The sequence below is a fragment of the Streptomyces sp. NBC_01537 genome, from assembly GCF_045040445.1.
In the GTDB taxonomy this organism is placed as follows: Bacteria; Actinomycetota; Actinomycetes; order Streptomycetales; family Streptomycetaceae; genus Actinacidiphila.
On sequence record NZ_CP109392.1, the window covers coordinates 2,039,151 to 2,065,782 of the forward strand.

Sequence of the window (26,632 nt, forward strand, 5' to 3'; positions counted from 1 at the left end):
GAGCGGAAGTTTTCCTGCCGTTAACCCGAGACGGGCGCTTTCCGGCCAGCCGTCGGGTCGGAAGCCGGGGATCGCTGTCTCGACAAATACCTCTGACTAAGAGCTAAAATCAGGGGGTGATGAGCCGGAGTCTCGCTGAGGACCTCGCGGAGTTGCTGGTGGGCATCCAGCGACTGCTGCGGCGCAGGCTGCGCCGGGGGCTGACGGAGCCTCGGCTGAGCGGCGCGCAGGTGGAGCTCCTGCGGCTGGTCGCGGCCAACCCGGGGACACGGGTCTCGGCTGCAGCCAAAGAGCTGTATCTGGCCGGGAATTCGGTCTCGACGCTGGTCAATCAACTGGTCGAGGCCGGGCTGCTGCGCCGGGAACGCGACCCCCGGGACCGCCGGGCCGCGCTGCTCCACCCCACGCCCGAGGGCTCCGCGCGGCTGGAGGCCTGGGACGTACGGCGCAGCGCACTGGTCCGGGAGCAGGTCGCCCGGCTGAGCGAGGACGAGCGGGCCGCGATCACCGCCGCGCTGCCGGCGCTGCGCCGCCTGGCCGAGGGCCTGCAGGAGGAAGGGGAGGCGACATGACCGCGGAGCCGCGGATATCCACGGGACCGCCGACGACAGGTGGAGCAGCGGAGGAGGCCGTCAGGTGTGACGGGCTGGAGTACTCCTTCGGCGCCACCCGCGCGGTGGACGGGCTGGACCTCGAGGTGCATCCTGGCGAGGTCTTCGGGCTCCTGGGGCCCAACGGCGCCGGGAAGACCACGGCGATCCGGGCCGTCACCACGCTGCTGCCGGTCCCGGCCGGCATGGTCCACGTCTTCGGCCGCGACTGCGCACGGGAACCGATGGCCGTACGCCGCCTGCTCGGCTACGTACCCCAGCAACTGTCCGCGGACAGCGGCCTGACCGGCCGGGAGAACGTCGCCCTCTTCGCCCGCGTCTTCGACGTCTCCCGCCGTGAGCGGGCCGCACGCGTCGCCGAGGCCCTGGCCGCCGTCGACCTCACCGAGGCCGCCGACCGGCTCGCCGGGACGTACTCCGGTGGCATGGTGCGTCGCCTGGAGCTTGCGCAGGCCCTGGTCAGCGCACCCCGGCTGCTGATTCTGGACGAGCCCACGATCGGCCTGGACCCGATCGCCCGCACCAGCGTCTGGGAATGCATCGCCCAGGTACGGGCGGCCACCGGGATGACCGTCCTGGTGACCACCCACTACATGGACGAGGCCGACCAGTACTGCGACCGGGTCGCCCTGATGCACCACGGCCGGATCCGGGCACTCGGCACACCGCAGGAGCTGAAAGCCGGGCTGAGCCGCCCGAGCGACGGCAGCAACGGCGACGGCGACCGGAGGACAGTGACCCTTGAGGACGTGTTCCGCCACTACTCCGGCAGCGGCCTCGAAGGCCACGGCACCACCACCGAGGACGGAGGTGACGATGTCCGCCGTACCCGCCGCACCGCATCCCGTGTCGGATGAGCCCACGCTGAAGCTCCGGCTGCTGCTGACGCCGCCCCGGCCGCGTACCGGCTGGCGGGTCGTCCCGGCCCGGGTGCTCGCGATGTGCGCGGTGGAACTGCAGAAGCTCCGCCACGACCGCACCGAGCTCTACACCCGCGCCGTACAGCCCGCCCTGTGGCTGCTGATCTTCGGCGAGACCTTCACCCGGATCCGGGCCATCCCGACCGGCGGCCTCCCCTATCTCGACTACCTGGCGCCGGGCATCATCGCCCAGTCCGCGATGTTCATCGCCATCTTCTACGGCATCATGATCATCTGGGAACGCGACTCCGGCGTGCTCACCAAGCTGCTGGTCACCCCGACCCCGCGAGCAGCCCTGGTCACCGGCAAAGCCTTCGCCGCCGGGGTCAAGTCGGTGATCCAGGCCGTCGTGGTGATAGTGATCGCCGCCCTGCTCGGCGTCGCACTGACCTGGAACCCGCTCAGACTCCTCGGCGTCGTCGCCGTCGTCGTCCTCGGCTCGGCCTTCTTCTCCTGCCTGTCCATGTCGATCGCCGGGATCGTGCTCACCCGCGACCGCCTCATGGGCATCGGCCAGGCCATCACCATGCCGCTCTTCTTCGGCTCCAACGCGCTCTACCCCGTCGCCGTGATGCCCGGCTGGCTCCAGGCGATCAGCAAGGTCAACCCCCTCAGTTACGAAGTGGACGCCCTGCGCGGACTTCTCCTGCGCAGCCCGTCCCACCTCGGCACCGACTACGCCGTCCTTGCCGTCGCCGCCGCCCTGGGCATCGCCGCGGCCTCGGCCCTGCTGGGTCGCCTGGCCCGCTGACCCCGCACGCGCAGGCGTTGGTCAGGTCACTGCGGCCTGGACTTTCGCACGGCGCGGCTCACCGCGCGGGTCGGTTCCGGGCGGCCCAGGACGTCCGCGCTGTCGAGGAACTGGTCCACGGAGCCGGCGGGCGGCAGCTCGCGCAGGACCGAGTCGGTGATGCGGGCCGTGAGGGCCTTGGTGAAGCGGTCGGCGCGCAGCACCCGGAAGGGCCTGGAGTGGTAGGGGCGGGTGGCGGGGTCGACGCGGTCCGTCAGGCCCAGCTGGTTGTGCAGGCCCGCGACCGTCTCGTACGCGTGCGCAAGATGCTCCTCGCGGGTGCGCCAGTCGGTGGCGGCCAGCGCGGCGGTGAGGGCGGGAGTGAGGCGCGGGCCCCAGGGGGTGCGGGCGAACGCGCTGCCGAGCCACTTGCTGTAGGGCGGATAGCGGCGGTCCATCAGGAGACACAGGCGCATGAGGTCGCGTACGAGGCGGGCGGCGACCACGGCGGATCCGAGCTCGTCACCGACCTCCCCGCAGCGGCCGACGAAGGCTTCCTCCTGGGATAAGCGCTGCCACTGGCAGGCCAGGACATGGAGCCAGAGGTCGTGCGGGTACCAGCGCAGGGCTTTGCGTAAGGGGGCGAGTTCGCCGAGGCCGTCGTGGAAGACGGCGCCGCCGGTGACTTCGGCGAGGAGCTGGGTGGGGGTGGCGAGCCAGTCCGCCCGGGTGATGCCGGAGGAGGGGTCGAAGCCGAGTACGTCGGCGAACCAGGCAGAGAGGTGGGTGACTTCGACGCGGTGGTGGACGGGGCCGTCGGTGGCCCGCATGACGCGGATGTCGGCGTCGCCGGCCGGGGCGAAGTTGGTGGGGTAGCCGTGGAAGGTCTTCGGGAGGTGCTCGGCCAGTACGTGTCTGATGCGTCCCGCGTGCCGGGAGACGTCCCGGCGGCGGAGGAAGAGCTGCAGGCGGGGGCCCCATTCGTGGTCGGCGGAGCGTGGGGTGTCGAAGCCGAGCACCTCGGAGCCGCTGCCCAGGCGCGCTGCGGAGTGAGGGACTGCGGGGGCGGCTTCCTCCAGCAGGGGGCGTACGGCTTCGGTGTAGAAACGGCGGGAGAGTTCCAGGCCCGGGATGAAGGACGGCATATTCGTGGCGCTCATGCCAAGAAGCCGTGCCCATTTCGTGACGGCGCATGCGAGGTGTTTTCACCGGCATCGCGGGGTGGGCCCGCGCACCACTCGACAGATAGTCTTCGCACAGATAATCTCTGGGTAGATTATCCGGTGGAGGGAGACCACACCCATGTGGGAGTACGAGCACAGCATCGAGACCAGCGCCACCCCCGAGGCGATCTGGCGACTCTGGGCCGACGTTGAGAACTGGGGCACCTGGAACGCCGAGATCGAGAAGATCGAGATGAGTGGGCCGTTCGCGGCGGGCACGCGGATCACGATGACGCCGCCCGGGGACGACCCGGTACTGCTGCGTATCGCCGAGGCGGTCGAAGGCGAACTGTTCGTCGACGAGGCCGACTTCGACGGCCTGCTGCTGCGCACCACCCACCGGATCGACCGGATCGACCAGGACCGGATCCGGGTGGTGTACCGGATGGAGATCACCGGTACCGGCGCCGACGAGGCCGGCCCGCAGATCGGCCCGGGCATCACCGCCGACTGGCCCGACACGATGGCTTCGCTGGCCGAGCTGGCTCTGGGCTGATGCCCCTCAGCCCCGGCGAAAGCCCCGGATTCCTGCTGTGGCATGCCACGCTGCGCTGGCAGCGCGACATCGCCGCAGCTCTGGCTCCGCTTGATCTCACCCATGTGCAGTTCGTGCTGCTCGCCTGCGCCTGGTGGCTCAACGCCCAGGGCGAGCACCCCAATCAGCTGGCCCTCGCCCGCCAGGCGGGCACCGACGTCAAGATGACCTCCCAGGTACTGCGCACCCTGGAAACGAAAGGACTCGTCGCGCGCGAGGTCGATCCGGCCGACACCCGTGCCAAGCGACTACGCGTCACCGACGCGGGCGCCGAGCTTGCCCCGCGCGCGATTGCCGCCGTTGAGCGCGCTGACGCGCTGTTCTTCCGGCCGGTGCCCCTCGACGACGCGGTAGCGCTGCTGGGCCGTCTGGCTCATCCCGCCGAATCCTGAGACGTCCTCAGGAACTCGGGCTGGTCGAGCAGGCGCAGCCAGCTTCCGTCGGGCTGGCGCCGGACGACCTGCGCCCGGGCGCCGGCCCCGTCCCTGGGCGGGGTCGAGGTGAGGGCGATGTCGCCGCTGACCAGCGTCGGCAGCGGCTCTTCCGGCTCGAAGCGGGGGCGGTTGGCCAGCACCTTTTCCCACAGCCCACGGATCGCCTCCCGGCCCACCGTCCGGTCGCCGGGCGGGTATGCCATGACCGCGTCCTCCTCGTAGAGCGCGGCGACCCCGGCTGCGTCACCGGCGTTGGACCGTTCCACGAACAAGCGGGTGATGTCCTCGGGTCGCATGGCCTTCTCGCGCTCCGGCATGGGTGCCTCCTGACGTCGGGCTTCAGCGGTTCGGTTCCCAGCCTGGTCGCCCGCTGACCAGAAGTCCAACAGATGGATCTGCTGGAAGCTAGAATCTGTGGTCATGGAGCTGAGGCAGCTGGAATACTTCGTCGCGGTCGCCGAAGAGCGGAACTTCACCCGGGCCGCCGAGCGGGTGCACATCAGCCAGTCCGGCGTCAGCGCCCAGATCCGCCAGCTGGAACGTGAGCTCGGTGCCGAGCTGTTCGACCGGTCAGCGCGCACCGCCACCCTTACGGTCGCGGGAAAGGCCGCGCTCGAACACGCCCGCGCCGCGCTCGCCGCAGCCGGGGCGGTCGGCCAGGCGGTGGGCGAGGTCACCGGCCTGATCCGGGGCGGGCTCACGGTCGGGATGGTCATCGGCTGCACCGTCACGCCGCTGTTCGACGCGCTCGCCGCGTTCCACCGGGCGCATCCCGGTGTGGAGATCTCGCTGCTGGAGGACAACTCCGACCGGCTCGTCGAGGCCGTGCGCGCCGGCATCGTCGACCTGGCTCTCATCGGGACCGCGACCGCCACCCCCGACGGCCTGGACGCGCTGACCATCATCAGCGAGCGGCTCGTCGTAGCCGTCCCGGCCGGGCACCCCTTGGCGAAGCGGCGGCGGGTCACGCTGCGCGACCTGGCCGCCCACCCGATCGTGTGCATGCCACCCGGCACCGGGCTGCGCACGGTGTTCGACCGTGCCTGCGCCGCGCAGAGCCTTCAACCCACGATCGCGCTGCAGGCCAACGCCGCGGATGCCATTGCCGACCTCGCCGTCCGCGGGCTCGGCGTCGCCGTACTCAGCGACTCGATGGCCGCGAGCTACCGCGACCGGCTCACCGCCTGCACCATCGATGACGTCGAGACACCGGCGTTGCTCGCCCTGATCTGGAAGGGCACCCACAACCCCGCCGTGCGTGAGTTGCTTGTGCACAGCCGACAGGCATTCACGGATGAAACCGCCACCGGCCTTCGGAGATGACCTCCACTTTGTCATCACTGACGCGGACAGCGGTCTCGTCGTCGATGAAGTAGACCGGGAAGTCCGCCCGCGCGGCGATGCGATCAGCCCAGGCGTCGTCCCGCTCCGGGAAGTCCGGCGAGTACAGGTGCGGCTTCAGATACCAGTCGAAGAGACCGAACGGCGGCTCCACGGTCGTCGCCCCGAGCACGCGGAGGTCCGCGGCGTCCCCGATGACGTCGGCGGAGTGCTCGGTTAGATTCCGGCTGAAGATCATTGATCCGGCGCTCAGCCCCACATAGACCCGGCTCTCCAGCGCCTCCAGGAAGTCGCCGGCCAGGTCGTTGCCGGTGATGCTGCGCGCGAGGTGGTAGTGGTTGCCGCCACTGACGTAGATGACGTCGGCATGGAGCAGCCGGTCGAGCACCATCCGCCGGGGCAGGCCGTTCAGCTCCAGGACGTCGAACTCCCGCCAGCCGAGACCGTGCAGCCGGCTCATGTCCGCGACGAGCCACCCGTGGTCCCCCGGCTCGGCGACGGACGCCGTGGGAACGTACACGGCGTTCGCCGACCCGAACGGCTTTCCCAGCATGTCCCGCAGCGCATCCCGCAGTGTCTCGTTGCGCAGCCCGCTCGACGTCAACAGAAGCTCCATCGGGCGAGCCAATCACGGCCGGCGGGCGCTTGCAACGAACCCCGGATCAGTCACCCGGGCGGGAGGCCCCGCCGCCGGGAAGGCTCACACCCCTGCGGGACCGTCGCCCGCAGTTCCCTCACCAAGGCACGCACGACCGCGGATCCGGCCAGTTCGGAGGTGGTGACATAGCCGACCTGACGGGTCGGGCGCTCGGGACCCAGATCGGTGATCCCGACCGAGTTCGGCGCTCCGACCAAGGAGAGCGCGGGCATGATCGCCATTCCGTGGCCTCCGCTCACCAGGGAGAGCACCGCCCCGTCGTCCTCGGCCTCGACGGTCGCCTTCGGGATCCAGTCCTGTGCGGCCCACCAGTCGCGGGTGTACGAGCCGCAGTTCTCGGCCCAGTCGACCAGCGGCAGCGAACGCGGGGCGGCGTGACCCGTCGCGTGCACCAGGGCATACGGCTCTTCGAGGAGTCCGCCGGCGACCAGACCCGGTGGAAGCGGCGCGGAGCCGCCCAGCGTGGCGATGGCTATGTCGGCCTTCCCGTCGGCCACTTCGCCCACAGTGCCGCGCCCCACCTCGCGTACGATCCGCACCCGCGCCTCGATCCCGGGGTGCCGGGCGCGCAGCCGCTGCAGGACGGGCGGCAGCAGGTGGAGAGCCGCGCTGCGGAAAGCCGCGATCCGCAGCGGCCCCTCCGCCGCATCGGGGCGGGCCGCGCCGCGCGCCTCGGCTGTCAGGACCTCCAGCAGGCGGAGGATGCGGCGGGCGTGCGCGACGGCCTTGTCTCCGGCGGGGGTGGGGCGGGCGCCGGTGCGGCCGCGTTCGAAGAGGACGGCACCGATCTTGCGCTCGCTGCCGCGAACCGAGTGGGACACCGCAGACTGGGTCAGACCGAGTGCGTCGGCCGCGGCCGAGAAGCCGCCGATGTCCGCGACCGCCACCAGGACGCGCAATTCCTGCGGGGCGAGATCGGAATCGGTCGTGCGGGCCACGGGGCGCTCACCTCAACGTATGAGAACTGCTCATGGAACGTTGTGTCCCATGATCCCAACAGGCTGCCCAGGCGGCACATTCCCGCCCTACGGTCCGGGCATGAACGAGACCGCGCTCACCGTGCACCAGACCGCCCGCCCCCAAGGCTTTCCCACCGCCGAGCACTTCGCCTTCGTCGAGTCGACGGTTCCCGACCCCGCGGCCGGCAGCGCGCTCGTGGAAAACCTCTACTGGTCCGTCGACCCCTACCACCGCGAGATGATGGACGACATCCCCGGCGGCTTCGCGCTCGGCGAACCGCTGGAGGGCCGCACCATCGGGCGGGTGATCGCCTCGCGCACGCCTCAACTGGCCGAGGGCGAGATCGTGTTCCACCGGCAGGGCTGGCGTACGCACGCGGTGGTCACGCCCGAGGAGATCCGCAAGCTGCCCCACTTCGACGGGGTGCCCCTGACCGCGTTCCTGAGCACCCTCGGCGGCACCGGCCTGACCGCCTATGTGGGCCTGACCCGGATCGCCCGGCTCCAGGAGGGGGAGGACCTGTTCGTGTCGGCCGCCGCGGGCGGGGTCGGCACGGCTACCGCGCGCTTCGCCAGACTGCTCGGCGCCGGACGGCTCGTGGGCAGCGCGGGCTCGGCGGCGAAGGCCGCCCACCTCACGCGGGAGGTGGGCTATGACGCCGCCTTCGACTACCACGACGGGCCCGCCGCCGACCTGCTCGGCAAGGCCGCGCCGGACGGCATCGACGTGTTCGTCGACAACGTCGGCGGAGAGCAGCTGGCCGCAGCGGTGGGAGCGCTGCGCGACTTCGGGCGCATCGTCCGCGTCGGCACGATCAGCCAGTACAACAACCCCGACGCGCCGTCGCCGCGCTTCGACTACTCGGACATCGTGGGGAAGAGCATCCGCATGGAGGGCTTCCTGGTACGCAACTACCGTGATCTGCAGGATGAGTTGTACGAGTTCGCGGTGCCGCATCTGCAGAGCGGCCGGCTCGCCCGGGACGAGACGGTGGTCGACGGATTCGAGGGAATCGTGGACGCGTTCGTGGGAATGCTGCGCGGCGAGAACACCGGCAAGATCATCGTGCGGGACCGCACGCAGGCCGGTCCCGGTTCACCGGATCAGCGGTAGTAGCCGTCGACCGCGGCACGCGCCTCGTCTACAGCCAGACCCTCCCCTACCGGGGCCCCCAGGGTCCCTCCCAGGGCAGATCGACGCGGTGACGAGGGGCCGACCAGTCCGCCGCCGACACCACCGCGCGCTCGATGTCCTCCTCCAGCAGCAGCCGTCTGGCCACGAGGTCCTCGGCTGCGGCCCTGATGCCGGTGACATAGCCGGCCGAGTCGCCGTAGCGTTCCCGCACGCTGGGGCGAGGATCGCCGGTGATCAGGCGCTCGTCCTCGGTGGCGGCGAACGGCAGCGTGGAGCCGGTGAACTCGTGCAGCGCGCCGTGGCCGTGGCCCGGCCCCCGTGTGTTCCACCCGGTGTAGGTCCCGAGCGGGGCGGCCACCATGGGAGCGCGTACGCCTGCCGTCTCGTTGCCGTCGGCGTCGACGGCCGGCACCAGCACGGTGTACCGGCGCGCGGGGTCGGGCACCGGCGGCACGGCCGAACGGTCCACGAGGTACAGCTCGTTGGGCCCGTGCGGCGGAAGGGCCGACGGCACGGCGGGGAACTGCCGTGCCCATACGTCCATCGGCACCAGGGTGCCGTCGGCGACGGTGGGCACCGCGCTGGCGGGCGGCTCCACACCGTGGCTCACCCATACGTCGAGGGCGTCCAGTACGGCACGGAACAGGGCCGACGAGGCGACGACGTTCCCCAGGTGGTTGCAGACACCCTTTGCCGGGGCTTCCGGCACCGGGCTCGCGACGTGCGAGCTCGATGACCACAGATAGCCACGGACGTTCGGCGGAAAGCCCAGGTCCTGGCCGTCGGTCGTGGTGTGCACGAGCGATCCTCGGCGCTGCCAGTACTCCGTCGAGGTCTGGGTGTGCAGCACCTTGGGGTCGCTCGCGCGCTTCATGATCGCGTCCCGCGCTCCGGTCAGGTGATCCACTGTCTCGGCATAGGCGAACGGGAAGGCGTCGGCCGGGTTGAGGTGGTTCTCGTAACTCTGGCCGCCCGGAACCGTCAGGTTGGCGAAACGCCCGGTGTCCAGCCGGCCCGCGCCGGAGACGTGCGGCAGCAGTCCGTCGAACACGCGGCGGCCGTCGAGATCCTCGTTGAAGCCGTGGTGGATGAAGTCGCGGATGGCCCGGCCGGTCTGCGAACGCCCCCAGCCGTAGGCGTACTCGATCGGGCCCGCCGGTTGCGAGGGGTCGTGGCGAAGGTGGCTGACCAGGTCGCGGACGGCGACATGGCCGAGGCCCAGGACGAGCGGCGCCTCGGCCTCATAGGTGAGTTCGTAGATCCAGCCCGGCTGCAGCCCGCCGTCGACGTGGAGATCACCCCGGCCGGGTACGACGCCGACATCACGGCTCTGCAGGTCACCGCCCTTTACGCCACCGTGTGCGTCACCCCCCTGGAGCCGGGCGAACCGCCAGGTTCGCGCGGGCACTTCCTCCGGCGTGCTGTGCGGGTAGCGCCGGCGCGTGAGCCGGGCGGTGCGCTGGCCCGCCTCGCTGACCGGGGAGGATCTCGTACTGGTCCAGCGCGACAGCGGGAGCGACGCGGTGGGCTCCGGCACGATGAACTCGGCCGTCGTCAGCCCCCGTACGGGTTCCGTGTCACGGACCGCCACCGGGAGATCGAGCAGCAGCCGGCCGTCGCCGGGCAGCAGGTCGCCCTGCCACGCGCCGAAGACGATCGTGTATCCGCGCCGCATCAGGTAGCCGTTGCCGGCATCGGCGAGCGTCCGGGGGCGCTTGGTGGGCGGGGCATCGCAGAAGTACTGGATGGCGCGCTTGTTGCCCCGGTTGCCCCAGTCGAAGAACAGCCGCCGGCTCCCGCCCTCGACCGGCCGGTAGATCTCGACGTCCCCGCTGAAGCGGACCGCGCCCGTGCTGTCGCGAGGCGCGAGTCCGAGGTCGGCGACCGGCCGATGGGCGGGCGCCTCCGGATCGACCGCGTAGTGCGCCGTGGCGGTGACCACCTCGTACGCTCCGGTCCCGGCGAAGCGATGGCCGTCGGCGAACGGCTCCCGGGCATGGATCTCCAGCCGCACGGGCTCCTTCGGAGCGGGCGTCATGCGGGGACCGCGGAGGCGGTCTCCACGGCCGGTCGCCAGCCGAGCTCGGGCGCGATCAGGTGGCGGACATCGTGCAGGATCTGCTCGTAGTCGGCCCTCCGGAACTCGTACGGCAGCTCCAGGCGCAGCTCCGACACGGCCGGGACCACGGGATCCGCGGCCAGCTGCTCCAGGATCTCCTCGGCGGTCCCCACCACGTCCGGGGCGAACAGGGTCCGCTTCGCGCCCTGCGGTGCCAGGGTGCGCCGGTGCCGGCCGGCCGCGTAGTCCCGGTAGCGGGCCCGGGTGGTGGCGTCGGCGCTGTCGAACGGCACGATCACCCGTCCGAGCGCCACCCGCGCCGGCCGGCTGTCGGAGACGGCGCGCCGGTACTCGGAGATCAGGGCGAGCTGGGCCGTGGTGAAGTCGTCGGTGCCTTCGCCGGTGACGATGTTGCCGCTCAGCAGGTTCAGGCCGCGCTCGGCGGCCCACCTGCTCGAGCGCAGGCTGCCTCCGCCGTACCAGAGCCGGTTCACCAGGGCGGGGTTGTGCGGTTGCAGACGGGGCCGCTGGGTGTTGCCCGGCGACTGGATCACCGTGTCCGGACCGCCGAGATAGTCGCCGCGCAGGTTGTCGATGACGCGGGCGACCCTGCCGTAGGAGAGGTCGAAGCCGCGCCAGTCCCCGTCGTACACCAGATCGCCGAGCAGCTCGGCGTGCGGCATGCCGGTGCTGAAGCCGACCTGCAGCCGGCCGCGGGACAGTACGTCGGACAGTGACAGGTCCTCGGCCAGCCGGAACGGGCTCTCGTACCCGATCGGGATGACCGCGGTCCCCAGCTCGACCCGCTCGGTGCGCTGGCCGGCCGCGGCGAGGAAGACCGCGGCCGAGCCGACGCCGTGTTCGAGATGGCGCTGCCGGATCCAGGCGCCGTCGTAGCCGAGCCGTTCGCCGTACTCGAACAACTGGAGTGTCTCCTCCAGGCCGGTGTAAGGGTCGTCGTCGGCGAAGTTGCCCGGGGTGAGGAAGGCCAGCGAGGTGATGGTGGGGGTGCTCATGCCTCGCTCCGCCCGGCCCGCTCGTACGGGATCTTCTCCCCCGCCTCGATCGACACGGGCAGCCGGTTCTCCGCCGGCGGCAGCGGGCAGGTGGCCAGATCGGTGTAGGCGCACGGCAGGTTCGTGGCCCGGTTGAAGTCGAGCACGACCGTGCCGTCCGCGGCCGGCGGGTCCAGAGCGAGGGCCCGGTTGGCCGCGTAGGTGGTGACCCCGGAGGTCGCGTCGGTGAACAGAGCGATCAGACTGCCCGGACCGTGCCCGGGAAACGCCGTCAGGGCCAGTGTCCGCCCGTCCAGCTCGAACTCGACCCGGCCCGGCGCGTCGTACACGTGCTCCAGCCCCTCGACCGCGGCACCCACGGTCGTGGGCCGAGGCTCGTCGAAGGCCACGTAGCGGCCGGTGACGGCCCAGCGAGGGTGGGGCGCGTAGGCGGGCGTTCCGGTGAAGGCGGTGCGCAGCGGTGCTTCCGGGTGCCGGGGGCGGACGATGTCGTGCCCGCCGCGCTTGGCCACCTCGATCACGGCGTCGCCCCAGACCGCGTTGACGCTGACGCGCTCCGCGAGCACCCCGAAGCGGAACTCGCCCCGAACGGGGGTACCGTCGACGACCAGTTCCTCGCCGTCGCTCAGGACCACGGTGATCCCGTCGGCGTCGGTCGACCAGGCGCCCGGAGCGTCCGGGAAGCGTTGGGGCCGGTCGCTGAGCCAGTGCAGGTGGGTGACGGCCAGGAACCCGTGCGGGTCGCCGATGCGGGCTTCCTGCCGGCGATGCCACTCCTGCCAGTCGTCGGTGAAGGCCTGAAGGTCCGCCGGGGCGTCCGAGACGGTCATGTGTGCTCCTTGTCCTGGTAGCGGCCGCCGGGGATCGCGGCGAGCAGTTCGCGGGTGTAGTCGTGGCCGGGGCGGGTGAACAGGTCGTCGGTGGTGCCTGTCTCGACGATGCGGCCCGCCTTCATGACGGCGACCTGGTGCGCGATCTGGCGTACGACGGCCAGGTCGTGCGAGATGAACAGATACGCCACTCCGGTGTCGGCCTGGAGTTCGGCGAGCAGGTCGAGGACCTGGGCCTGGACGGAGACGTCGAGCGCGGAGACCGGTTCGTCGCAGACGACCAGGTCGGGCGACAGGGCGAGGGCGCGGGCGATCGCGACCCGCTGCCGCTGGCCGCCGGACAGCTCCGCCGGGCGGCGGTCCAGCAGCGAGGCGGGAAGCGCCACCCGGTCGAGCAGGTCCCGGGCCCGGGCCGGCCGGGAGGCGCGGTCGCCGACCTTGAACGCGCGCAGCGGCTCGGTGATCACCTCGCCGATGGAGAATCTCGGGTCCAGCGAGGCGTACGGGTTCTGGTAGACGAGCTGGGCCCGGCGGCGCAGCTGCCTGGCCTGTGTCCCGCGGGCGGTGGTGACATCGGCACCGTCGAAGAGGATGCGCCCGGCGGTCGGGTCGGTCAGGCGGAGTACAAGGCGGGCGGTCGTGGACTTCCCGGAGCCGGATTCGCCGACCAGGGCCACCGTCCGGCCGCGGTGGACGGTGAAGCTGACGTCGTCGACCGCGCGCAGGGTGCGGGCCGAACCCGCGGTGTGGGGCAACCGGAACTCCTTGACCACGTTGCGGAGTTCGACCAGCGGCGCCGCCGCCTCCCCGGCTGCCCGCTCCCCGGCTGCCCGCTCCTCGGCGATGGGCGGGGAGGAGACCTTGGCCCGGGGACGTGCGATTGTCAGGCTGGGAGCGCTGGCGAGTAGTTGCCGGGTGTAGTCGTGCTGCGGGTTCTCCAGGATCTCCCGGGTCGGTCCGGTCTCGACGACCCTGCCCTGCGACATGACGACGATCCGCTGGGCCCGGTCCGCGGCGACGCCGAGGTCGTGGGTCACCAGCAGCACCGAGGTGCCGGACTCCTCCGTGAGGTGCTGCAGATGGTCGAGGATGACCCGCTGCACGGTGACGTCCAGCGCGCTGGTCGGCTCGTCGGCGATGATCAGCTTCGGCTTCGCGGCGATGGCGATGGCGATCAGGGCCCGTTGCCGCATCCCGCCGGAGAGTTCGTGCGGGTACTGCCGGGCGCGGGTGGCCGCGTCGGTCAGCCCGGCCTGGTCGAGGATGGCGATCGCGTCCAGTGACGCGGAGCGTCGCGTCGCCAGCTGGTGGATCCGCAGCACCTCGGCGACCTGCTCACCGATGCGTTTGACCGGGTTGAGCGACACCGAGGGGTCCTGGGGCACCAGGCCGATTCCCGCGCCGCGTACGGTGCGCAGCTCCCGCTCCGACAGGGAGGTGAGGTCGTGCCTGCCGAAGCGGACCGTGCCGGCGTCGACGCTGCCGTTCGCCGCCAGGAGCCGGATGACCGCGTGCGCGGTCGTGCTCTTGCCGGATCCGGACTCGCCGACCACCGCGGTCACTTCGCCCGGCCACACGTCGAGGTCCACGCCCCGCACGGCCCGCACGGTGCCGCCGCGGGTGCGGTACGACACCGTAAGGCCCCGCACCTCCAGCAGCGGTTCCCCTGCATCGTTCGTCACGGCTTCATCCGTCTCGGGTTCGTTCGTCAGCGGGCCGGTCATCGCTGCCGGGACCATTCGCCGTCCAGCGCTCGCGCGACGCGGTTGGTGGCCAGCACGGTCGCGGCGATCACCAGCCCGGGCAGGGCGGTGAGCCACCAGGCGTTGCCCAGGTAGTTGCGTCCGTCGGAGATCAACGTGCCCCATTCCGGCGCCGGTGGCGGCGCTCCGTAACCGAGGAAGCTCAGCGACGAGACGGCCAGGACGGCGGTACCGAACTCCAGGGTGGCCAGCACGATCACCGGGCCCATCGCGTTGGGCAGTACATGCCGGCCGAGCACCGAGTACCAGCGGGCCCCGCAGGAGCGGGACGCCTCGACGAAGACCGCCTGCCGCACCCGCAGCACTTCCGCGCGCATCACCCGTGCGAAGCCGGCCACGCTGGCGATCCCGACCGCGACCGCGACCTTCACCGTCCCGTAGCCCAGTGCGGTGACCAGTGCCAGCGACAGGAACAGCGCGGGGATCGACAGCAGCACGTCGACGAAGCGCATCACCACATCCTCGACCCAGCGGCCCACGAACCCGGCGACCAGGCCGAGCAGGCCGCCGGTCAGGAAGGCGACCCCCACGGCGACCAGCGTCGCCTTCAACGACAGCTGCGCGCCGTGCACCACCCGGGAGAACAGGTCACGGCCCAGTTCGTCGGTACCGAACCAGTGCGCGCCGCTCGGGCCCTGGAAGTTCTGCGACGGCACCCCCCGCAGGGGATCCTGCGAGGTGAACAGCCCCGGCCAGAACGCGGCCAGCACCACCAGCACCGCCACGAGGCCCGACAGCAGCAGGCCTGGTCGCAGCAGGAGGAATCGCACCACCCGGCTCGGCTCGAACCCGCGCGCCGGCCCCGGGCCGGAGCCCGCGCCGAGACCGGGGTCGAGGCCGGGGTCGACCGGTCGTGCCAGGACGAGCGCGGCGCCGGGGCCGGCATCGTCGGCAACGGTCTGGCTCATACGGGACGCACCTTCCTGCTTGAGGCCACCACGATCCGCGGGTCGAGCAGCGGATAGACGAGATCGACGAGCAGGTTTGCCACCACGAAGATCAGCGCCCCGAGCACCACCACCCCCTGGACCAGCGGAATGTCCTGGGCCGTGACCGCGGCGGCCGTCACCCGGCCCAGGCCGTCGCGGGAGAACACCGTCTCGACGACCACCGAACCGGCGATGAGCTGCCCGGCCAGCAGCCCGACGATCGTCAGCGCGGGCAGTGACGCGTTGCGCAGCGCGTGCCGCAGGTGAATGCGCAGCCGGTCGGCGCCCTTGGCCCGGGCGGTCTCCACATAGGCCTGATCCAGCGCCGTGAGCAGGCTCTTGGCCAGCACCTGCGCGACCATCGCTCCGGTCGGGACCGCCAGCGTCACGGCCGGCAGCACCAGGCCCCGTAGCCCGTCGTTGCCGAACGCCGGGAACCATCGCGCCCGGAAGGAGAACAGTTCGACGAGCACCAGTCCGACCCAGAACGTCGGTACCGACACCCCCAGCGGCGGCAGCGACAGCAACAGCTGCCGCAGCCACCACTGCGTGGTGTAGGTCGCCAGCACTGCCAGACCGCCGCCGAGGACCACCGCGAGCAGCAGCGCCGCCCCGGTCAGCTGCAGGGTCTGCGGCAGTGCGTCGGCCAGGGTCGAGGTCACCGACCGGCCGGTGGAGACCGAGTCGCCGAAGTCCCCGCGCACCGCCTTGCCGAGGTTGTCGGCGTACTGCACCAGCACTGGTTTGTCGAAGCCGTACTGATGCCGGAGTGCGGCGATCTGCGCCGGATCGATCTGGCCCGAGTCCGCTCCGGCGCCGGCCATCGCGGAGACCGGATCACCGGGCAGGTAATCCAGTACGAGGAACGACACCGTGTAGGCCGCCCACAGCACCCCGAACGCCTGCGCGAGGCGTTTGACCACATAGCCACGCATGCCGGCCGCTAACCGATCCAGGTGTCGTGCAGCTGGATCCGGCTGGAGGCGTCGAAGTCGAGGTTGTGCACCTTCTCTGCCACTCCCAACTGGGTCTGCAGTTCCACCACCGGAACGACGTAGGCGTTCTGCACTATCAACTGCTGTGCCTGGTCGACCAGTTGCTTCCGCTTGGCCGCCTCGGTGGTCGCCGCCTGCTGAGACAGCGCGGAGTCCAGCCCGCTCGCCGGCAGGTGATAGAAGTTGGACAGCTTGGTGGAGTACGAGCTGCGCAGGATGTCCGGGTCGGCGCGGGTCACGTTGCCCCACACCGCGTCGAAGTCGCCGGACTGCAGCGTGGGGGCGAACTGGGTGATCTGCAGCTCCTTGAGCACCACGTCGACACCGACGGCCTTGAGCTGCTGCTGGATCAGCTCCAGCGCCGGCTGGTTCGTGGCCGCGTTGGCGAACCACTTGACGGTCAGGCGCAGCCTGGTGCCGTTCTTCGACCGGATGCCGTCGCTGCCCGCCTTCCAGCCGGCCGAGTCCAGCAGGGACTTGGCCTTCGCCGCGTCGAAGGTCAGGTCCGGGCCGAGGTCCGCGTAGTCCGGTGTGGTGTGCGCCAGGATGCTGGTCGCGGGCTGGGTGCCGGTCGGGAAAACGGCGTCGACGATCTGCTGCCGGTCGATGGCGAACCCGATCGCCTGCCGCACCTTCGTGTCCTTCAGCAGCGGCCGGGAGTTGTTCAGCCCCAGGTTGAACACCACGCCGGGATTGGCCCGCTGTTGCAGGTTCACCCGGCCGCCCTTGAGTGCCGCCTCATTGGCCTTGCCGACGCTGCCGATCGCGTCCACCTGCCCGGACTGGAGGCTGCCGGTGCGCACCCCCGCCTCGGGCACCACCTTGAACACCAGCTTGTCCAGGTACGCCTCGCCCTTCTTGGTCCACAGCGAGGAACCCCAGGCGTACTTGCCGCGCTTGGCCAGGTTGATCGACTGGTTCTGCACGTAGCTCTTCAGCACGAACGGCCCGGAGCCGACCACACCCTTGCTGCACTTCTCCTGCGGGCTCTCCTTCGCACTCGCCGACGACTCGATACCCAGCGAGTGCGTCGACGTGGCCTGCAGGAACTGTGCGTTGGGCTGCCCGAACTTGACGCGGACCGTGAGCGGGTCGACGACGGTGGTGCTCTGCAGGCCGCTCAGGTACCCCTCGGCCAGCACGCCCAGGGCGCCGAGCTTCGGCACCGCGTCGAAGTTGTCCTTGACCACCTGCGCGGTCAGCGGTGACCCGTCGCTGAAGGTGACACCCGATCGCAGGTGGAAGGTGAACGTCGTCGCGTCCGAGCTGATGTCCCAGCTCTTCGCCAGCCACGGCACTATCTTGCCGGTCCTGGGGTCCTGGTCGGTGAGCGAGTCCACGATCTGCCGCAGCGAGTAGATCGTGTCGTTGCTGCCCACCTGCTGCGGATCCACGCAGCCGGCATCGGAGCCCACCGCGAACGTCAGCGTGCCACCGGCCTTGGCCTGGCCCCCGTCGCCGCCCGAGCCGGAGCTGCTCCCGCTGCTCGACGAGCAGGCGCTCAGCGACAGTACGGCGGCCGTCACGAGCGCGGCCGGCGCGGTCCACCGGGTGGCTCTGGAATCCGGATGCGGTTTCACGGAATCGTTTCTCCTACTCGAAAGTCACCAGGCACGCGCCCATGCGGAGATGCGGACATGGCGGACCGCGTGTGCGGTCGACCCAATCCGGGTCAAGAGGGTTCAGACAGGAAAGGTCCGTGAGAGCCCGCAGAGCGCTGCCCGCGGAAGCCGAAACGGACGACAGACGTCAGTCAGGAGGGTGGGACGCGGTCAGCCGTGACACAGGCAGCTGGTGATGCGCTGCAGGTCGATGTGACGTCGGCGGGAGAACCGGGAGAACGCGGGCGCGGTCGCGATCGAGGCGTTCAGGTCGACACTGTGCCGCACCATGATCCTCCAGATCTCGGACCCCGGTCACGGGGCCACGCGCTTGCAGAGCCAGCGACCCTGCCGGGCTTTCACCTGGAGCACCCCACCGCGTACGAGGGTTGCCGGTCAGCAAGCCAGGGCTTGACGCTGACACTCGATGCCGCATGCAACTTTACTGAGGGCCGCCGTCATCCGTCAACGGCGGTCGGCTAGATGAGCAATGGACCGGCCGTCAGCCGCGCAGGGCTGACGGCCGGAACCGGCAGGTCAGAAGCCGGGGAAGACGCGGCGCAGGTCGTCCAGGGTGATCGCGTCGCCGGTGAGCGCGACGGTGGCGGGGGTGTGGTGCGGGGCGTGGCGGCCGGTGACGGCGCGGAGCCACCACTCGGCGGGGGCGGTGAGGACGGCGTCGGGCTCGGCGGGGGTGTCGGTGAGGGCGGCGGTGTCGTGGAGGCCGAGGCCGAAGGAGCGGTCCGGGGCGGTGACATGGACGGCGAGGGCGACCTGGCGGCCGTCGAGGGCGGCCGGCTTGCCGAGGAAGCCGATGAGCATGGCGATCTGGTCGAGCAGCAGCTCGGTCGCCTCAGGCGCCAGGGCAGCCGTGGGGTCGAAGCCGACCTTGACATCCCAGGCGTGGTGGGCGAATTCGCTGAGCCGCAGGCCGCCGGCGGTGGCCACGTCGACCGGGGCGGGCAGGAAGCCCAGGTCGATGCGCAGGTCGGCGCGGGCGGCGGCGTCGAGGCCCTCGTAGCGCAGGACGAGGGCCTCGTTGGCGGTGAGGAAGCCCTCGGCGCGCTCGGCCGGCGACATGGCGTTCCAGCGGGCCCAGACGGACTGGTTGAACTCGCCGCCGGGGTTGCCCGTGCCTGCGACAGCGCCTTCGAGGGTGGCGAGGCCGATCTCCGCGCCGCTGCCGAGGTGGCTCAGGACCTGGGATATGTCCCACTCCGAGGCGCCCGAGGGGCGCGCGAGGTCGTCAGAGGTGAACCCGCCCACCAGGGCGGCGAGTTCGTCGTGGCCGGTGCGCAGGGCCTTGATGGTCGCTTCGGCGCGGTCGGTCGTCATGGCAGTCGTCTCCGATGATGGTCTGGCGGTCTGTCGGTGTGTTACGCGGCCTGGAAGGAACGCTTGGAGAAGCCGATCGCGTAGCCGTCGACGGCGGTCTCCACCGCCCGGTCGGCCCGGGTGGCGGCGCCCAGGGTGACGAACAGCGGGATGAAGTGGTCGGCGGTGGGGTGGGCGTAGGGCATGCCGGGCGCCTTGGAGCGGTAGGCGGCGAGTTCGTCGACGTCGCCGCGGGCGAGCGCGTCGGCCGCCCAGGCGTCGAAGTCCGAGGACCAGGAGGGCACGGCGCCGGCGAGCATCTCGCGGGTGATGAACGGCAGGCCGTGGGTCATGAAGCCGGAGCCGATCACCAGGACGCCCTCCTCCCGCAGCGAGCGCAGCCGCGCGCCGATCGCCAGGAGCCCGTCGGGGTCCTGCGTGGGCATGCTGAGCTGGAGGACGGGGATGTCGGCGAGGGGGTACATGACCTTGAGCGGCACCCAGGCCCCGTGGTCGAGCCCGCGGCTCCGGTGCTGGTGGAGCGGTACGCCGTCGGGCATCGTCCCGGCCACCCGCCGCGCGAGAGCGCTCGCGTCGGGGGTGTCGTACGTCATCGTGTAGTACCGCCGGTCGAAACCGCCGAAGTCGTACACCAGCGGGGTGTGCGCGGCGGGGGCCGACAGGGTGAGCGACTCGGACTCCCAGTGCGCGGAGACGATCAGGATGCTCCGGGGCCTGGGGAGGGCCTGCGCCCAGCCGAAGAGCTCCCGCATCCAGTGTTCGTCGTCGAAGAGCGGGGGCGCGCCGTGGCTGATGTAGAGCGAGGGCAGCGGCCCGTCCTCGGGCGTCCAGTCGCGCTGGGCGCGGGCGGCGGGGAGCGCATGGACGAGGAACTCGTCGAACGCCCCGGCGGGCACCGCCGGATTCAGGATGGAGTTCATGGGCGCACACCTTCACTTGACGCTTCAAGTCGCACCCTAGGAGTCGATCACTTGAATCGTCAAGTGAATGTCTATACTCGGCACCATGGAGCCGACCGCAGACCCGACGACGACCGAGCCCCGCTGGCTGACCCCCGGCGAGAAGGACGTCTGGATGGCACTGGCCGGCGTCGTGATCAAGCTGCCGGCCGCGCTGGACGCACAACTGCAGCGCGACGCGGGCCTGTCGCACTTCGAGTATCTGGTGCTGGCCGCGCTGTCCGACGCACCCGGCAGGCTGCTGCGCATGAGCCACCTCGCCGATCTCGTCAAGGGCTCACTGTCCCGGCTCTCCCACGTCGTCAAGCGGCTCGAACAGCGCGGCTGGGTCCGCCGCGAAGCCTGCCCCTCGGACGGCCGCTACACCAACGCCATCCTCACCGACGACGGCTACGCCAAGGTCGTCGCCTCCGCGCCCGGCCATGTCGAGACCGTCCGCGCGCTGGTCTTCGACGCCCTCGGCGACGAACAGCTCGGCCAACTGCGCTCCGCCTGCGGCGGGATCCTCAGCCGGATCGACGCACCCGAACGCCGCACGGGCTGAAGTCAGCCCGTCCGGCGTTCGAGCACGGAACCCGTCAGCGTTCCCGGCGCGCGGTCATCGCGCGCTGGATCAGGATGAAGGCGAACAGCAGCACACCGGTGGCGATCTTCGTCCACCAGGAGCTGAGCGTGCCCTCGAACTGGATGATGCTCTTGATCAGGCCCAGCACCAGGACTCCGAAGAGGGTGCCGAACACATAGCCGGAGCCGCCCGTCAGCAGGGTGCCGCCGATGACGACCGAGGCGATGGCGTCCAGTTCGAGACCGACCGCGTGGAGCGGGTCGCCGGACTGGATGTAGAGGGTGAACAGCAGGCCGGCCAGGGCCGAGCAGAAGCCGCTGACCGTGTAGACGGCGATCTTGGTGCCGCCGACCGGGAGCCCCATGAGCAGCGCGGACTGCTCGTTGCCGCCGATGGCGTAGACCCGGCGGCCGAAGCGCGTGTAGTGGAGCACGTAGAAGGCCACGGCGAGGACGACGAGGGAGACGACGGCGGCGATGGACAGGAAGGCGCCGCCGGGGAAGGTGAGGTGGGTCGTGGCGAGGGTGCTGACCGTGGGGTCGGTGACCGAGATCGATTCCTTGCTGATGACCAGGCACAGGCCCCGGAAGAGGAAGAGCCCGGCGAGGGTCACGATGAAGGGCTGGATCTCGAAGTGGTGGATGACGTAGCCCATGAGATAGCCGCCGAAGGCCCCGACGGCGAGCGCGATCGGGATCACCAGGATGACGGAGACATGCTGCTTCTCGACCAGCCAGGCGGTGAGCATCGTGGTGAAGCCGATGACCGATCCGACGGACAGGTCGATGCCGCCGGAGAGGATCACGAAGGTCGCACCGACGGCGGCGACCAGCAGGTAGCCGTTGTCGATGAAGAGATTCATGAACACCTGGGCGTCGATGAATCCGTACGCCTGGTACCGGAACAGGCCGAAGCCGTACATCAGGGCGAACAGGGCACCCGTCACCAGGACGGGCAGCCGGCGGTCCGCCAGCAGGCGGGCGCCACGGTCGCGCGCACTGGTAGTGGAGATGGTCACTGCGACACCTCGATCTGCGGCGCGGGGGCGGCGGGAACAGGGCTCTGTTTACGGGCCCGGGAGCGGAAGACCTTGGCGCGGAACGCCGGGGACTGGAGCAGGCAGACGATGATGACGACGGCGGCCTTGAAGACCAGGTTGGTCTGGGTGGGGACGCCGATCGTGTAGATGGTGGTGGTCAGGGTCTGGATGATGAGCGCGCCGATGATGGTGCCGCCGAGGTGGAAGCGGCCGCCGGTCAGGGAGGTGCCGCCGATGACGACGGCGAGGATGGCGTCGAGCTCGATCCACAGGCCGGCGTTGTTGCCGTCGGCGGCGGAGACATTGGAGCTGATCATCAGGCCCGCGATGCCCGCGCACAGCCCGCAGAACATATAGACCATGATCTTGATACGACGGGACCGGATGCCGACCAGACGGCTGGCCTCCGCGTTGCCGCCGACCGCCTCGACGAGCAGGCCGAGCGCGGTGCGGCGGGTGAGCACCATCGTCAGGGCGACCACGGCCGTCACGACGAAGATGGAGAAGGGCAACGTCAGCCAGTAGCCGCCGCCGATGAGGGCGTACGCGCTGCTGTTGACGGTGATGATCTGCCCGTCGGTGATCAGCTGGGCGACCCCGCGCCCGGCGACCATCAGGATCAGCGTGGCGATGATCGGCTGGATGCCGAGCCGGGCGACGAGCAGCCCGTTCCAGGCGCCGAGCACCAGGGAGACGGCCAGCGCGAGCGCGAAGCCGAGCAGGACCCCGGAGACGCTCCCCTGGTCGGCCTGTTTGCTGACGACCAGGCAGGCCAGCGCGCCGGAGATCGCCACGACGGCGCCGACGGACAGGTCGATGCCGCCCGTCGCGATGACCAGGGTCATGCCGAGGGCGACCAGGATCAGCGGTGAGCCGAACAGGACGATCGAGACGAGGCTGCCGTAGAGGTGGCCGTCCTGGAGGTGGATCGCGAAGAAGCCCGGTGTGAAGGGGACGTTGACCAGCAGCAGGGCGACCAGCACGGCGACGGGCCAGAAGAGCTGGTGCCCGGTGGCCTTGCGCCACAGGGTGGCGGGGGCGCTCGGGGCGGGGGCGCCTGGGGTGGGAGCGCTTGGGGTGGGGGTCGAAGTCGTGGTCATCAGTGCTCTCCGCTCGGCTCAGCGCTTCGCACTGAGCTGTCCTGCACGTCGTGCGCTCCGCTGGCGATGGTCTCCAGGATCCGGCCGGCGGTGATCTCCGGGCCGTTGGCGATCCGGGCCACGAGCCGGCGGTCGCGCAGCACACCGATGGTGTGGCTGAGCCGGAGCACCTCCTCCAGTTCGGCGGAGACGTAGACCACGGACATGCCCTCCTCGGAGAGCGAGACGACCAGCTTCTGGATCTCCGCCTTCGCACCGATGTCGATGCCCCGGGTCGGCTCGTCGAGGATCAGCAGCTTGGGCTGGGTGATCAGCCAGCGGGCGAGCAGCACCTTCTGCTGGTTGCCGCCGCTCAGCGCGCTGACCTTGGCCTCGGGGTTGGCGGGCCGGATGTCCAGCGCCTGGATGTACTTCGCCACCAGCTCGTCGCGCTGGGCCACCGGCACGGGCCGGGTCCAGCCGCGGGCGGCCTGCAGGGCGAGGATGATGTTCTCACGGACCGTCAGATCAGGGACCAGGCCCTCGGTCTTGCGGTTCTCCGAGCAGTAGGCGACCCCGCGCCCGATGGCGTCGTTCGGCTCCCGCAGCGCGGACGTGGTGCCCGCGATGGTGATCTTCCCGCTGTCCGCGTGGTCCGCGCCGAACAGCAGCCGGGCCAGTTCGGTACGTCCGGAGCCCAGCAGCCCGGCGAGGCCGACGACCTCACCGGTGTGGATCTCCAGGTCGAACGGCGCGATGCCGCCGGTCCGTCCGAGCCCTTCGGCCTCCAGCAGCGGTTCGCCGACGGCGGGGCGCAGGTGGTGCTCCTCCAGCTCCTCCAGTACGTCGAGATCCTTGCCGATCATGAGCTTGACCAGGCCGACCTGGTCCAGCTCGCTGGTGAGGTGCTCGCCGACCAGGGTGCCGTTGCGCAGCACGGTCATGCGGTCGCAGACCTCGTAGATCTGGTCCAGGAAGTGCGACACGAACAGGATCGCGACGCCCTCCGCCTTCAGCCGCAGCATCAGGCGGAACAGTTCCTGCACCTCGTCGCGGTCCAGGCTGGAGGTCGGCTCGTCCAGGATCAGCACCTTGGTGCCGCCGATGCTCACCGCCCGCACGATCGCCACCAGTTGCTGCACGGCGAGCGGGTAGGAGCCGACGGGCGCGGCGACGTCCAGGTCCAGGCCGAGCCGGGTGACCAGCTCGGCGGCCTCGGCGCGCAGCTGCTTCCACTGGATGCGGCCGGCGCGGCGCGGCTCGCGGCCGATGAAGATGTTCTCCGCCACCGACAGGTTCGCGCAGAGGTTCACCTCCTGGTACACCGTGCTGACGCCCGCCTGCTGGGCGTCCGACGGGCTCGTGATGCGCACGGCGGCGCCTTCGAGCGTGACAGTGCCCGCGTCCAGGGAGTGCACCCCGGTCAGGACCTTGATGAGGGTGGACTTCCCGGCGCCGTTCTCCCCGAGCAGGGCGTGGATCTCGCCGGGGAAGAGCCGGAAATCGACACCCGACAGAGCCCGTACGCCCGGGAACTCCTTGACTATGCCCGCCATTTGCAGGACGGGCGCGGCTTGTGGCTCTGCCATGGTGCAGCGCTCCTCGATGGCCTTCATGGACTTGACGATCTGAAACAAAAACTGACCTGATGGGTCATCACGTCCGGTACGGGAGCCGGGAGTTCCCGCCGCCGCTGGGAGGGCTCCCGTACCGGGGACGGTCAGTACTTGCGGGTCGGCAGGGCCGCCGCGGCCTGGGAGGCCATGTAGTCGCTCTCCTTGGTCTTGATCCAGCGGGCCAGGGTGGAGCCCTTGCCGGCGTGGACCGTCTTGACGATGTCCATCAGCTGCGGGCCGAGCAGCGGGTTGCACTCGGCGATCGCGTTGATCTGGCCCTTGGACATCGCGACGAAGCCGTCGTGGACGCCGTCGATGGAGACGATCTTGATGTCGGTGCCGGGCTTCTTGCCGGCCGCCTGGATCGCCTGGATGGCACCGATCGCCATGTCGTCGTTGTGGGCGAACAGCACGTTGATGTCCGAGTGGGCCTGCAGGAAGGCCGCCATGACCTGCTTGCCGCCGGCGCGGGTGAAGTCGCCGGACTGGCTGGCCACGATCTTCCAGGTCGGGTCGCTGGCGTCCATGACCTTCTTGAAGCCCTTTGCTCGCTCGATCGCGGGTGCCGCACCCGTGGTGCCCTCCAGCTGGGCTATCTTCACCGCGCCCTTGTGGTCGGCGAGGACCTTCTCCAGCAGGTGCGCGGCGCGCTCGCCCTCGATCTCGAAGTCCGAGCCGACCAGGGTGACGTACAGCGAGGAGTCGGAGGTCTCCACCGAGCGGTCGGTGAGGACGACCGGGATGCCGGCGGCCTTGGCCTCCTTCAGCACGGCGTCCCAACCGGTGACGACCACCGGGGAGAACGCGATGACGTCGACCTTCTGGGCGATGTAGTTGCGGATCGCCGAGATCTGGTTCTCCTGCTTCTGCTGCGCGTCGGAGAACTTGAGGTTGATGCCGGCCGCCTTCGCGGCGTCCTTCACCGACTGGGTGTTGGCGGCGCGCCAGCCGCTCTCCGATCCGACCTGGGAGAAGCCGAGGGTGATCGTGCCGCCGCTGCTGCCGCTGCTGCTCGAAGAGCTGGCGGTGTCGGACTTCTTGGCGCAGGCGGCGAGTCCGCCGGCCGCCGCCGTGGCGGCGGACAGGGCGAGGAAGGTACGTCTGTCGAGCATGTCTTCTCCTTTGAAGAAAAACCGGTCCGAGACGGGAAGGAAGGGGATGGGGACAGAGGGGACGGGGTTGGGGATGTTGGCGCTAACAATTCAGGGCGTCAGAGTGACGACGGCGATGAACTGCTGCGGACGATGAGCTGGGGTTCGATCACGATCCGGGCCGCTCCGGATCCGTCGGCCGGGTCACGGCCCTCGATCCGGTCCGTCAGCAGCCCGATGCTGCGCTTGCCCACCGCCATGAAGTCCTGCCGGACCGTGGTGAGCGGGGGCGCGAAGAACTCCGACTCCGGGATGTCGTCGAAGCCGACCAGCGCGACGTCGCCGGGGACCCGTACGCCCGCCTCCCTGAAGGCGCGCAACACCCCCAGCGCCATCTGGTCGTTGGACACGAAGACCGCGGTCATGCCGCGGCCCGCGCGGCCGGCCAGTTCCTGGCCGGCCCGGTAGCCCGACAGCGGGCTCCAGTCCCCGGTGAGCATCGGGGGCACCGCGGCCCCCGCCGCGTCCAGCGCCGCCCGCCAGCCGGCCGTACGGGCCCCGGCCTCCAGCCAGTCCTCGGGCCCGGCCACGTGCCAGACCGTACGGTGGCCGGCCGCTAGCAGGTGGTCGGTGGCCAGCCGCGCGCCCAGGTGCTGGTCGACGCTGACGCAGGGGATGTCCAGGTCATGGCCGCCCTCCACCGTCACCACCGGGAAGTGATACCGCAGTTCGGCCAGCGCGCTCACCGCCGGGCGGTGCGGCGCTATGACCACCACGCCCTCCACCCCGCCGTCGCTGAGGTGCTCCAGGGCACCGGACAACGTCGCGCCGTCGAGCCTGCGCAGGCTCACCGTCGAGACCGTGTACCCCTCGGCGCGGGCCGCCTCCTCCAGCCCGAACAACGTGCTGGCCGGCCCGAAGAGCGTGGTGTCGGAGGCCACCACCCCGACGGTCCGGGTGCGGCGGGTGGCCAGTGCCCGCGCCGAGGAGTTACGGCGGTAGCCCAGCTCCTCGATGGCGCGCAGCACGGTGAGGCGGGTCGCCTCGCGGACGTTGGGGTGGTTCCCCAGCACCCGCGAGACGGTCTGGTGGGAAACCCCCGCCAGCGTGGCGACATCGGCCATGGTCGGAGGACGCAACTGGTGTAACGGCTGTCTGTCCTGTCGTTCCACGGCCATGCCCCCTTGGCGTTCGCTCTTCACAGCTCTG

At 70.6% G+C, this 26,632-nt stretch carries 27 protein-coding genes and 1 riboswitch; of the genes, 8 read left to right on the forward strand and 19 right to left on the reverse strand.

Going from position 1 to position 26,632, the window contains the following annotated elements; translation table 11 throughout:
- Positions 1–119: 119 nt before the first annotated feature.
- From OG607_RS09455 to OG607_RS09465, 3 genes are read left to right on the forward strand one after another with little or no spacing between them, the layout of a single operon-like run.
- The gene (locus tag OG607_RS09455; RefSeq protein ID WP_405736655.1) at positions 120–572 is read left to right on the forward strand and encodes a MarR family winged helix-turn-helix transcriptional regulator; all 453 of its coding nucleotides are present in this window, start codon (positions 120–122) and stop codon (positions 570–572) included.
- Complete coding sequence (locus OG607_RS09460; RefSeq protein WP_405721153.1) at positions 569–1,468, forward strand: ABC transporter ATP-binding protein; 900 nt, start codon at positions 569–571, stop codon at positions 1,466–1,468. Before OG607_RS09455 ends, OG607_RS09460 begins: the two co-directional genes overlap by 4 nt.
- A complete protein-coding gene (locus OG607_RS09465) occupies positions 1,428–2,282 on the forward strand; it encodes an ABC transporter permease (RefSeq protein ID WP_405721156.1) in 855 nt (284 codons plus the stop codon). Before OG607_RS09460 ends, OG607_RS09465 begins: the two co-directional genes overlap by 41 nt.
- A 26-nt stretch (positions 2,283–2,308) precedes the next feature.
- Here OG607_RS09465 and OG607_RS09470 read toward each other — a convergent pair whose 3' ends face one another.
- Positions 2,309–3,421, reverse strand: coding sequence for a DUF4037 domain-containing protein (locus OG607_RS09470; protein ID WP_405721159.1), 1,113 nt, complete (start codon positions 3,419–3,421; stop codon positions 2,309–2,311).
- Positions 3,422–3,563: 142 nt separating this feature from the next.
- Between OG607_RS09470 and OG607_RS09475 the strand changes: the two genes are divergently transcribed.
- Both OG607_RS09475 and OG607_RS09480 read left to right on the forward strand, forming a co-directional pair.
- Positions 3,564–3,980, forward strand: coding sequence for a polyketide cyclase (locus OG607_RS09475; protein ID WP_405721162.1), 417 nt, complete (start codon positions 3,564–3,566; stop codon positions 3,978–3,980).
- The gene (locus OG607_RS09480) at positions 3,980–4,411 is read left to right on the forward strand and encodes a MarR family winged helix-turn-helix transcriptional regulator (protein ID WP_405721165.1); all 432 of its coding nucleotides are present in this window, start codon (positions 3,980–3,982) and stop codon (positions 4,409–4,411) included. The genes OG607_RS09475 and OG607_RS09480 overlap by 1 nt, the downstream gene beginning before the upstream one ends.
- Here the strand turns inward: OG607_RS09480 and OG607_RS09485 are convergent.
- Positions 4,393–4,770, reverse strand: a complete 378-nt coding sequence (locus OG607_RS09485) for a YybH family protein (RefSeq protein ID WP_405721167.1) — start codon at positions 4,768–4,770, stop codon at positions 4,393–4,395. The two genes, OG607_RS09480 and OG607_RS09485, sit on opposite strands and share 19 nt — an antisense overlap.
- Positions 4,771–4,873: 103 nt before the next feature.
- Between OG607_RS09485 and OG607_RS09490 the strand changes: the two genes are divergently transcribed.
- Positions 4,874–5,776, forward strand: a complete 903-nt coding sequence (locus tag OG607_RS09490) for a LysR family transcriptional regulator (RefSeq protein WP_405721170.1) — start codon at positions 4,874–4,876, stop codon at positions 5,774–5,776.
- On the opposite strand, the gene OG607_RS09495 is transcribed toward OG607_RS09490, so the two are convergent.
- On the reverse strand, positions 5,742–6,410 hold the full coding sequence (locus tag OG607_RS09495) for a Type 1 glutamine amidotransferase-like domain-containing protein (RefSeq protein ID WP_405721173.1): 669 nt from the start codon (positions 6,408–6,410) through the stop codon (positions 5,742–5,744). The genes OG607_RS09490 and OG607_RS09495 overlap by 35 nt on opposite strands.
- Positions 6,411–6,460: 50 nt before the next feature.
- Complete coding sequence (locus tag OG607_RS09500; protein ID WP_405721176.1) at positions 6,461–7,390, reverse strand: LysR family transcriptional regulator; 930 nt, start codon at positions 7,388–7,390, stop codon at positions 6,461–6,463.
- Positions 7,391–7,490: 100 nt separating this feature from the next.
- Here OG607_RS09500 and OG607_RS09505 point away from each other — a divergent pair, with 100 nt between their 5' ends.
- Positions 7,491–8,525 carry an NADP-dependent oxidoreductase gene (locus OG607_RS09505; protein ID WP_405721179.1) on the forward strand — a complete coding sequence of 345 codons (1,035 nt, stop codon included), beginning with the start codon at positions 7,491–7,493 and terminating at the stop codon, positions 8,523–8,525.
- Between the two features lie 46 nt (positions 8,526–8,571).
- Here the strand turns inward: OG607_RS09505 and OG607_RS09510 are convergent, their stop codons facing one another.
- From OG607_RS09510 to OG607_RS09555, 10 genes are all read right to left on the reverse strand, one after another.
- Entirely contained in the window at positions 8,572–10,584 is a 2,013-nt protein-coding gene (locus OG607_RS09510; RefSeq protein ID WP_405721182.1) for an alpha/beta hydrolase domain-containing protein, read from the reverse strand.
- On the reverse strand, positions 10,581–11,621 hold the full coding sequence (locus tag OG607_RS09515; protein WP_405721185.1) for an LLM class flavin-dependent oxidoreductase: 1,041 nt from the start codon (positions 11,619–11,621) through the stop codon (positions 10,581–10,583). Before OG607_RS09515 ends, OG607_RS09510 begins: the two co-directional genes overlap by 4 nt.
- Positions 11,618–12,451, reverse strand: coding sequence for a DUF1684 domain-containing protein (locus tag OG607_RS09520; RefSeq protein WP_405721188.1), 834 nt, complete (start codon positions 12,449–12,451; stop codon positions 11,618–11,620). Before OG607_RS09520 ends, OG607_RS09515 begins: the two co-directional genes overlap by 4 nt.
- Positions 12,448–14,175, reverse strand: coding sequence for a dipeptide ABC transporter ATP-binding protein (locus OG607_RS09525; RefSeq protein ID WP_405721191.1), 1,728 nt, complete (start codon positions 14,173–14,175; stop codon positions 12,448–12,450). Before OG607_RS09525 ends, OG607_RS09520 begins: the two co-directional genes overlap by 4 nt.
- Positions 14,172–15,122 carry an ABC transporter permease gene (locus OG607_RS09530; protein WP_405721193.1) on the reverse strand — a complete coding sequence of 317 codons (951 nt, stop codon included), beginning with the start codon at positions 15,120–15,122 and terminating at the stop codon, positions 14,172–14,174. The genes OG607_RS09525 and OG607_RS09530 overlap by 4 nt, the downstream gene beginning before the upstream one ends.
- The gene (locus OG607_RS09535) at positions 15,119–16,078 is read right to left on the reverse strand and encodes an ABC transporter permease (protein WP_405721196.1); all 960 of its coding nucleotides are present in this window, start codon (positions 16,076–16,078) and stop codon (positions 15,119–15,121) included. Before OG607_RS09535 ends, OG607_RS09530 begins: the two co-directional genes overlap by 4 nt.
- 8 nt (positions 16,079–16,086) lie before the next feature.
- The gene (locus OG607_RS09540) at positions 16,087–17,718 is read right to left on the reverse strand and encodes an ABC transporter substrate-binding protein (RefSeq protein WP_405721199.1); all 1,632 of its coding nucleotides are present in this window, start codon (positions 17,716–17,718) and stop codon (positions 16,087–16,089) included.
- Positions 17,719–17,910: 192 nt separating this feature from the next.
- A complete protein-coding gene (locus OG607_RS09545; protein WP_405721202.1) occupies positions 17,911–18,030 on the reverse strand; it encodes a putative leader peptide in 120 nt (39 codons plus the stop codon).
- 31 nt (positions 18,031–18,061) lie between these two features.
- Positions 18,062–18,171: riboswitch (SAM riboswitch) on the reverse strand.
- A gap of 105 nt (positions 18,172–18,276) precedes the next feature.
- Entirely contained in the window at positions 18,277–19,074 is a 798-nt protein-coding gene (locus tag OG607_RS09550) for a maleylpyruvate isomerase family mycothiol-dependent enzyme (RefSeq protein WP_405721205.1), read from the reverse strand.
- 41 nt (positions 19,075–19,115) lie between these two features.
- On the reverse strand, positions 19,116–19,883 hold the full coding sequence (locus tag OG607_RS09555; protein WP_405736658.1) for a dioxygenase: 768 nt from the start codon (positions 19,881–19,883) through the stop codon (positions 19,116–19,118).
- A 196-nt stretch (positions 19,884–20,079) separates the two neighbouring features.
- Here OG607_RS09555 and OG607_RS09560 point away from each other — a divergent pair, with 196 nt between their 5' ends.
- Positions 20,080–20,577: a MarR family winged helix-turn-helix transcriptional regulator gene (locus OG607_RS09560; RefSeq protein WP_405721208.1), complete on the forward strand. Its 498-nt coding sequence runs from the start codon at positions 20,080–20,082 to the stop codon at positions 20,575–20,577.
- A 34-nt stretch (positions 20,578–20,611) separates the two neighbouring features.
- On the opposite strand, the gene yjfF is transcribed toward OG607_RS09560, so the two are convergent.
- From yjfF to OG607_RS09585, 5 genes are all read right to left on the reverse strand, one after another.
- Positions 20,612–21,616, reverse strand: a complete 1,005-nt coding sequence (yjfF, locus tag OG607_RS09565) for a galactofuranose ABC transporter, permease protein YjfF (RefSeq protein ID WP_405721211.1) — start codon at positions 21,614–21,616, stop codon at positions 20,612–20,614.
- Entirely contained in the window at positions 21,613–22,737 is a 1,125-nt protein-coding gene (locus OG607_RS09570; RefSeq protein ID WP_405721214.1) for an ABC transporter permease, read from the reverse strand. Before OG607_RS09570 ends, yjfF begins: the two co-directional genes overlap by 4 nt.
- Complete coding sequence (locus OG607_RS09575) at positions 22,737–24,305, reverse strand: sugar ABC transporter ATP-binding protein (RefSeq protein WP_405721217.1); 1,569 nt, start codon at positions 24,303–24,305, stop codon at positions 22,737–22,739. Before OG607_RS09575 ends, OG607_RS09570 begins: the two co-directional genes overlap by 1 nt.
- A 131-nt stretch (positions 24,306–24,436) precedes the next feature.
- Positions 24,437–25,444 (reverse strand): ABC transporter substrate-binding protein, encoded by a 1,008-nt coding sequence (locus tag OG607_RS09580; protein WP_405721220.1) that lies wholly within the window; start codon positions 25,442–25,444, stop codon positions 24,437–24,439.
- A gap of 98 nt (positions 25,445–25,542) precedes the next feature.
- Positions 25,543–26,547 carry a LacI family DNA-binding transcriptional regulator gene (locus OG607_RS09585; protein ID WP_405721223.1) on the reverse strand — a complete coding sequence of 335 codons (1,005 nt, stop codon included), beginning with the start codon at positions 26,545–26,547 and terminating at the stop codon, positions 25,543–25,545.
- Positions 26,548–26,632: the final 85 nt, after the last annotated feature.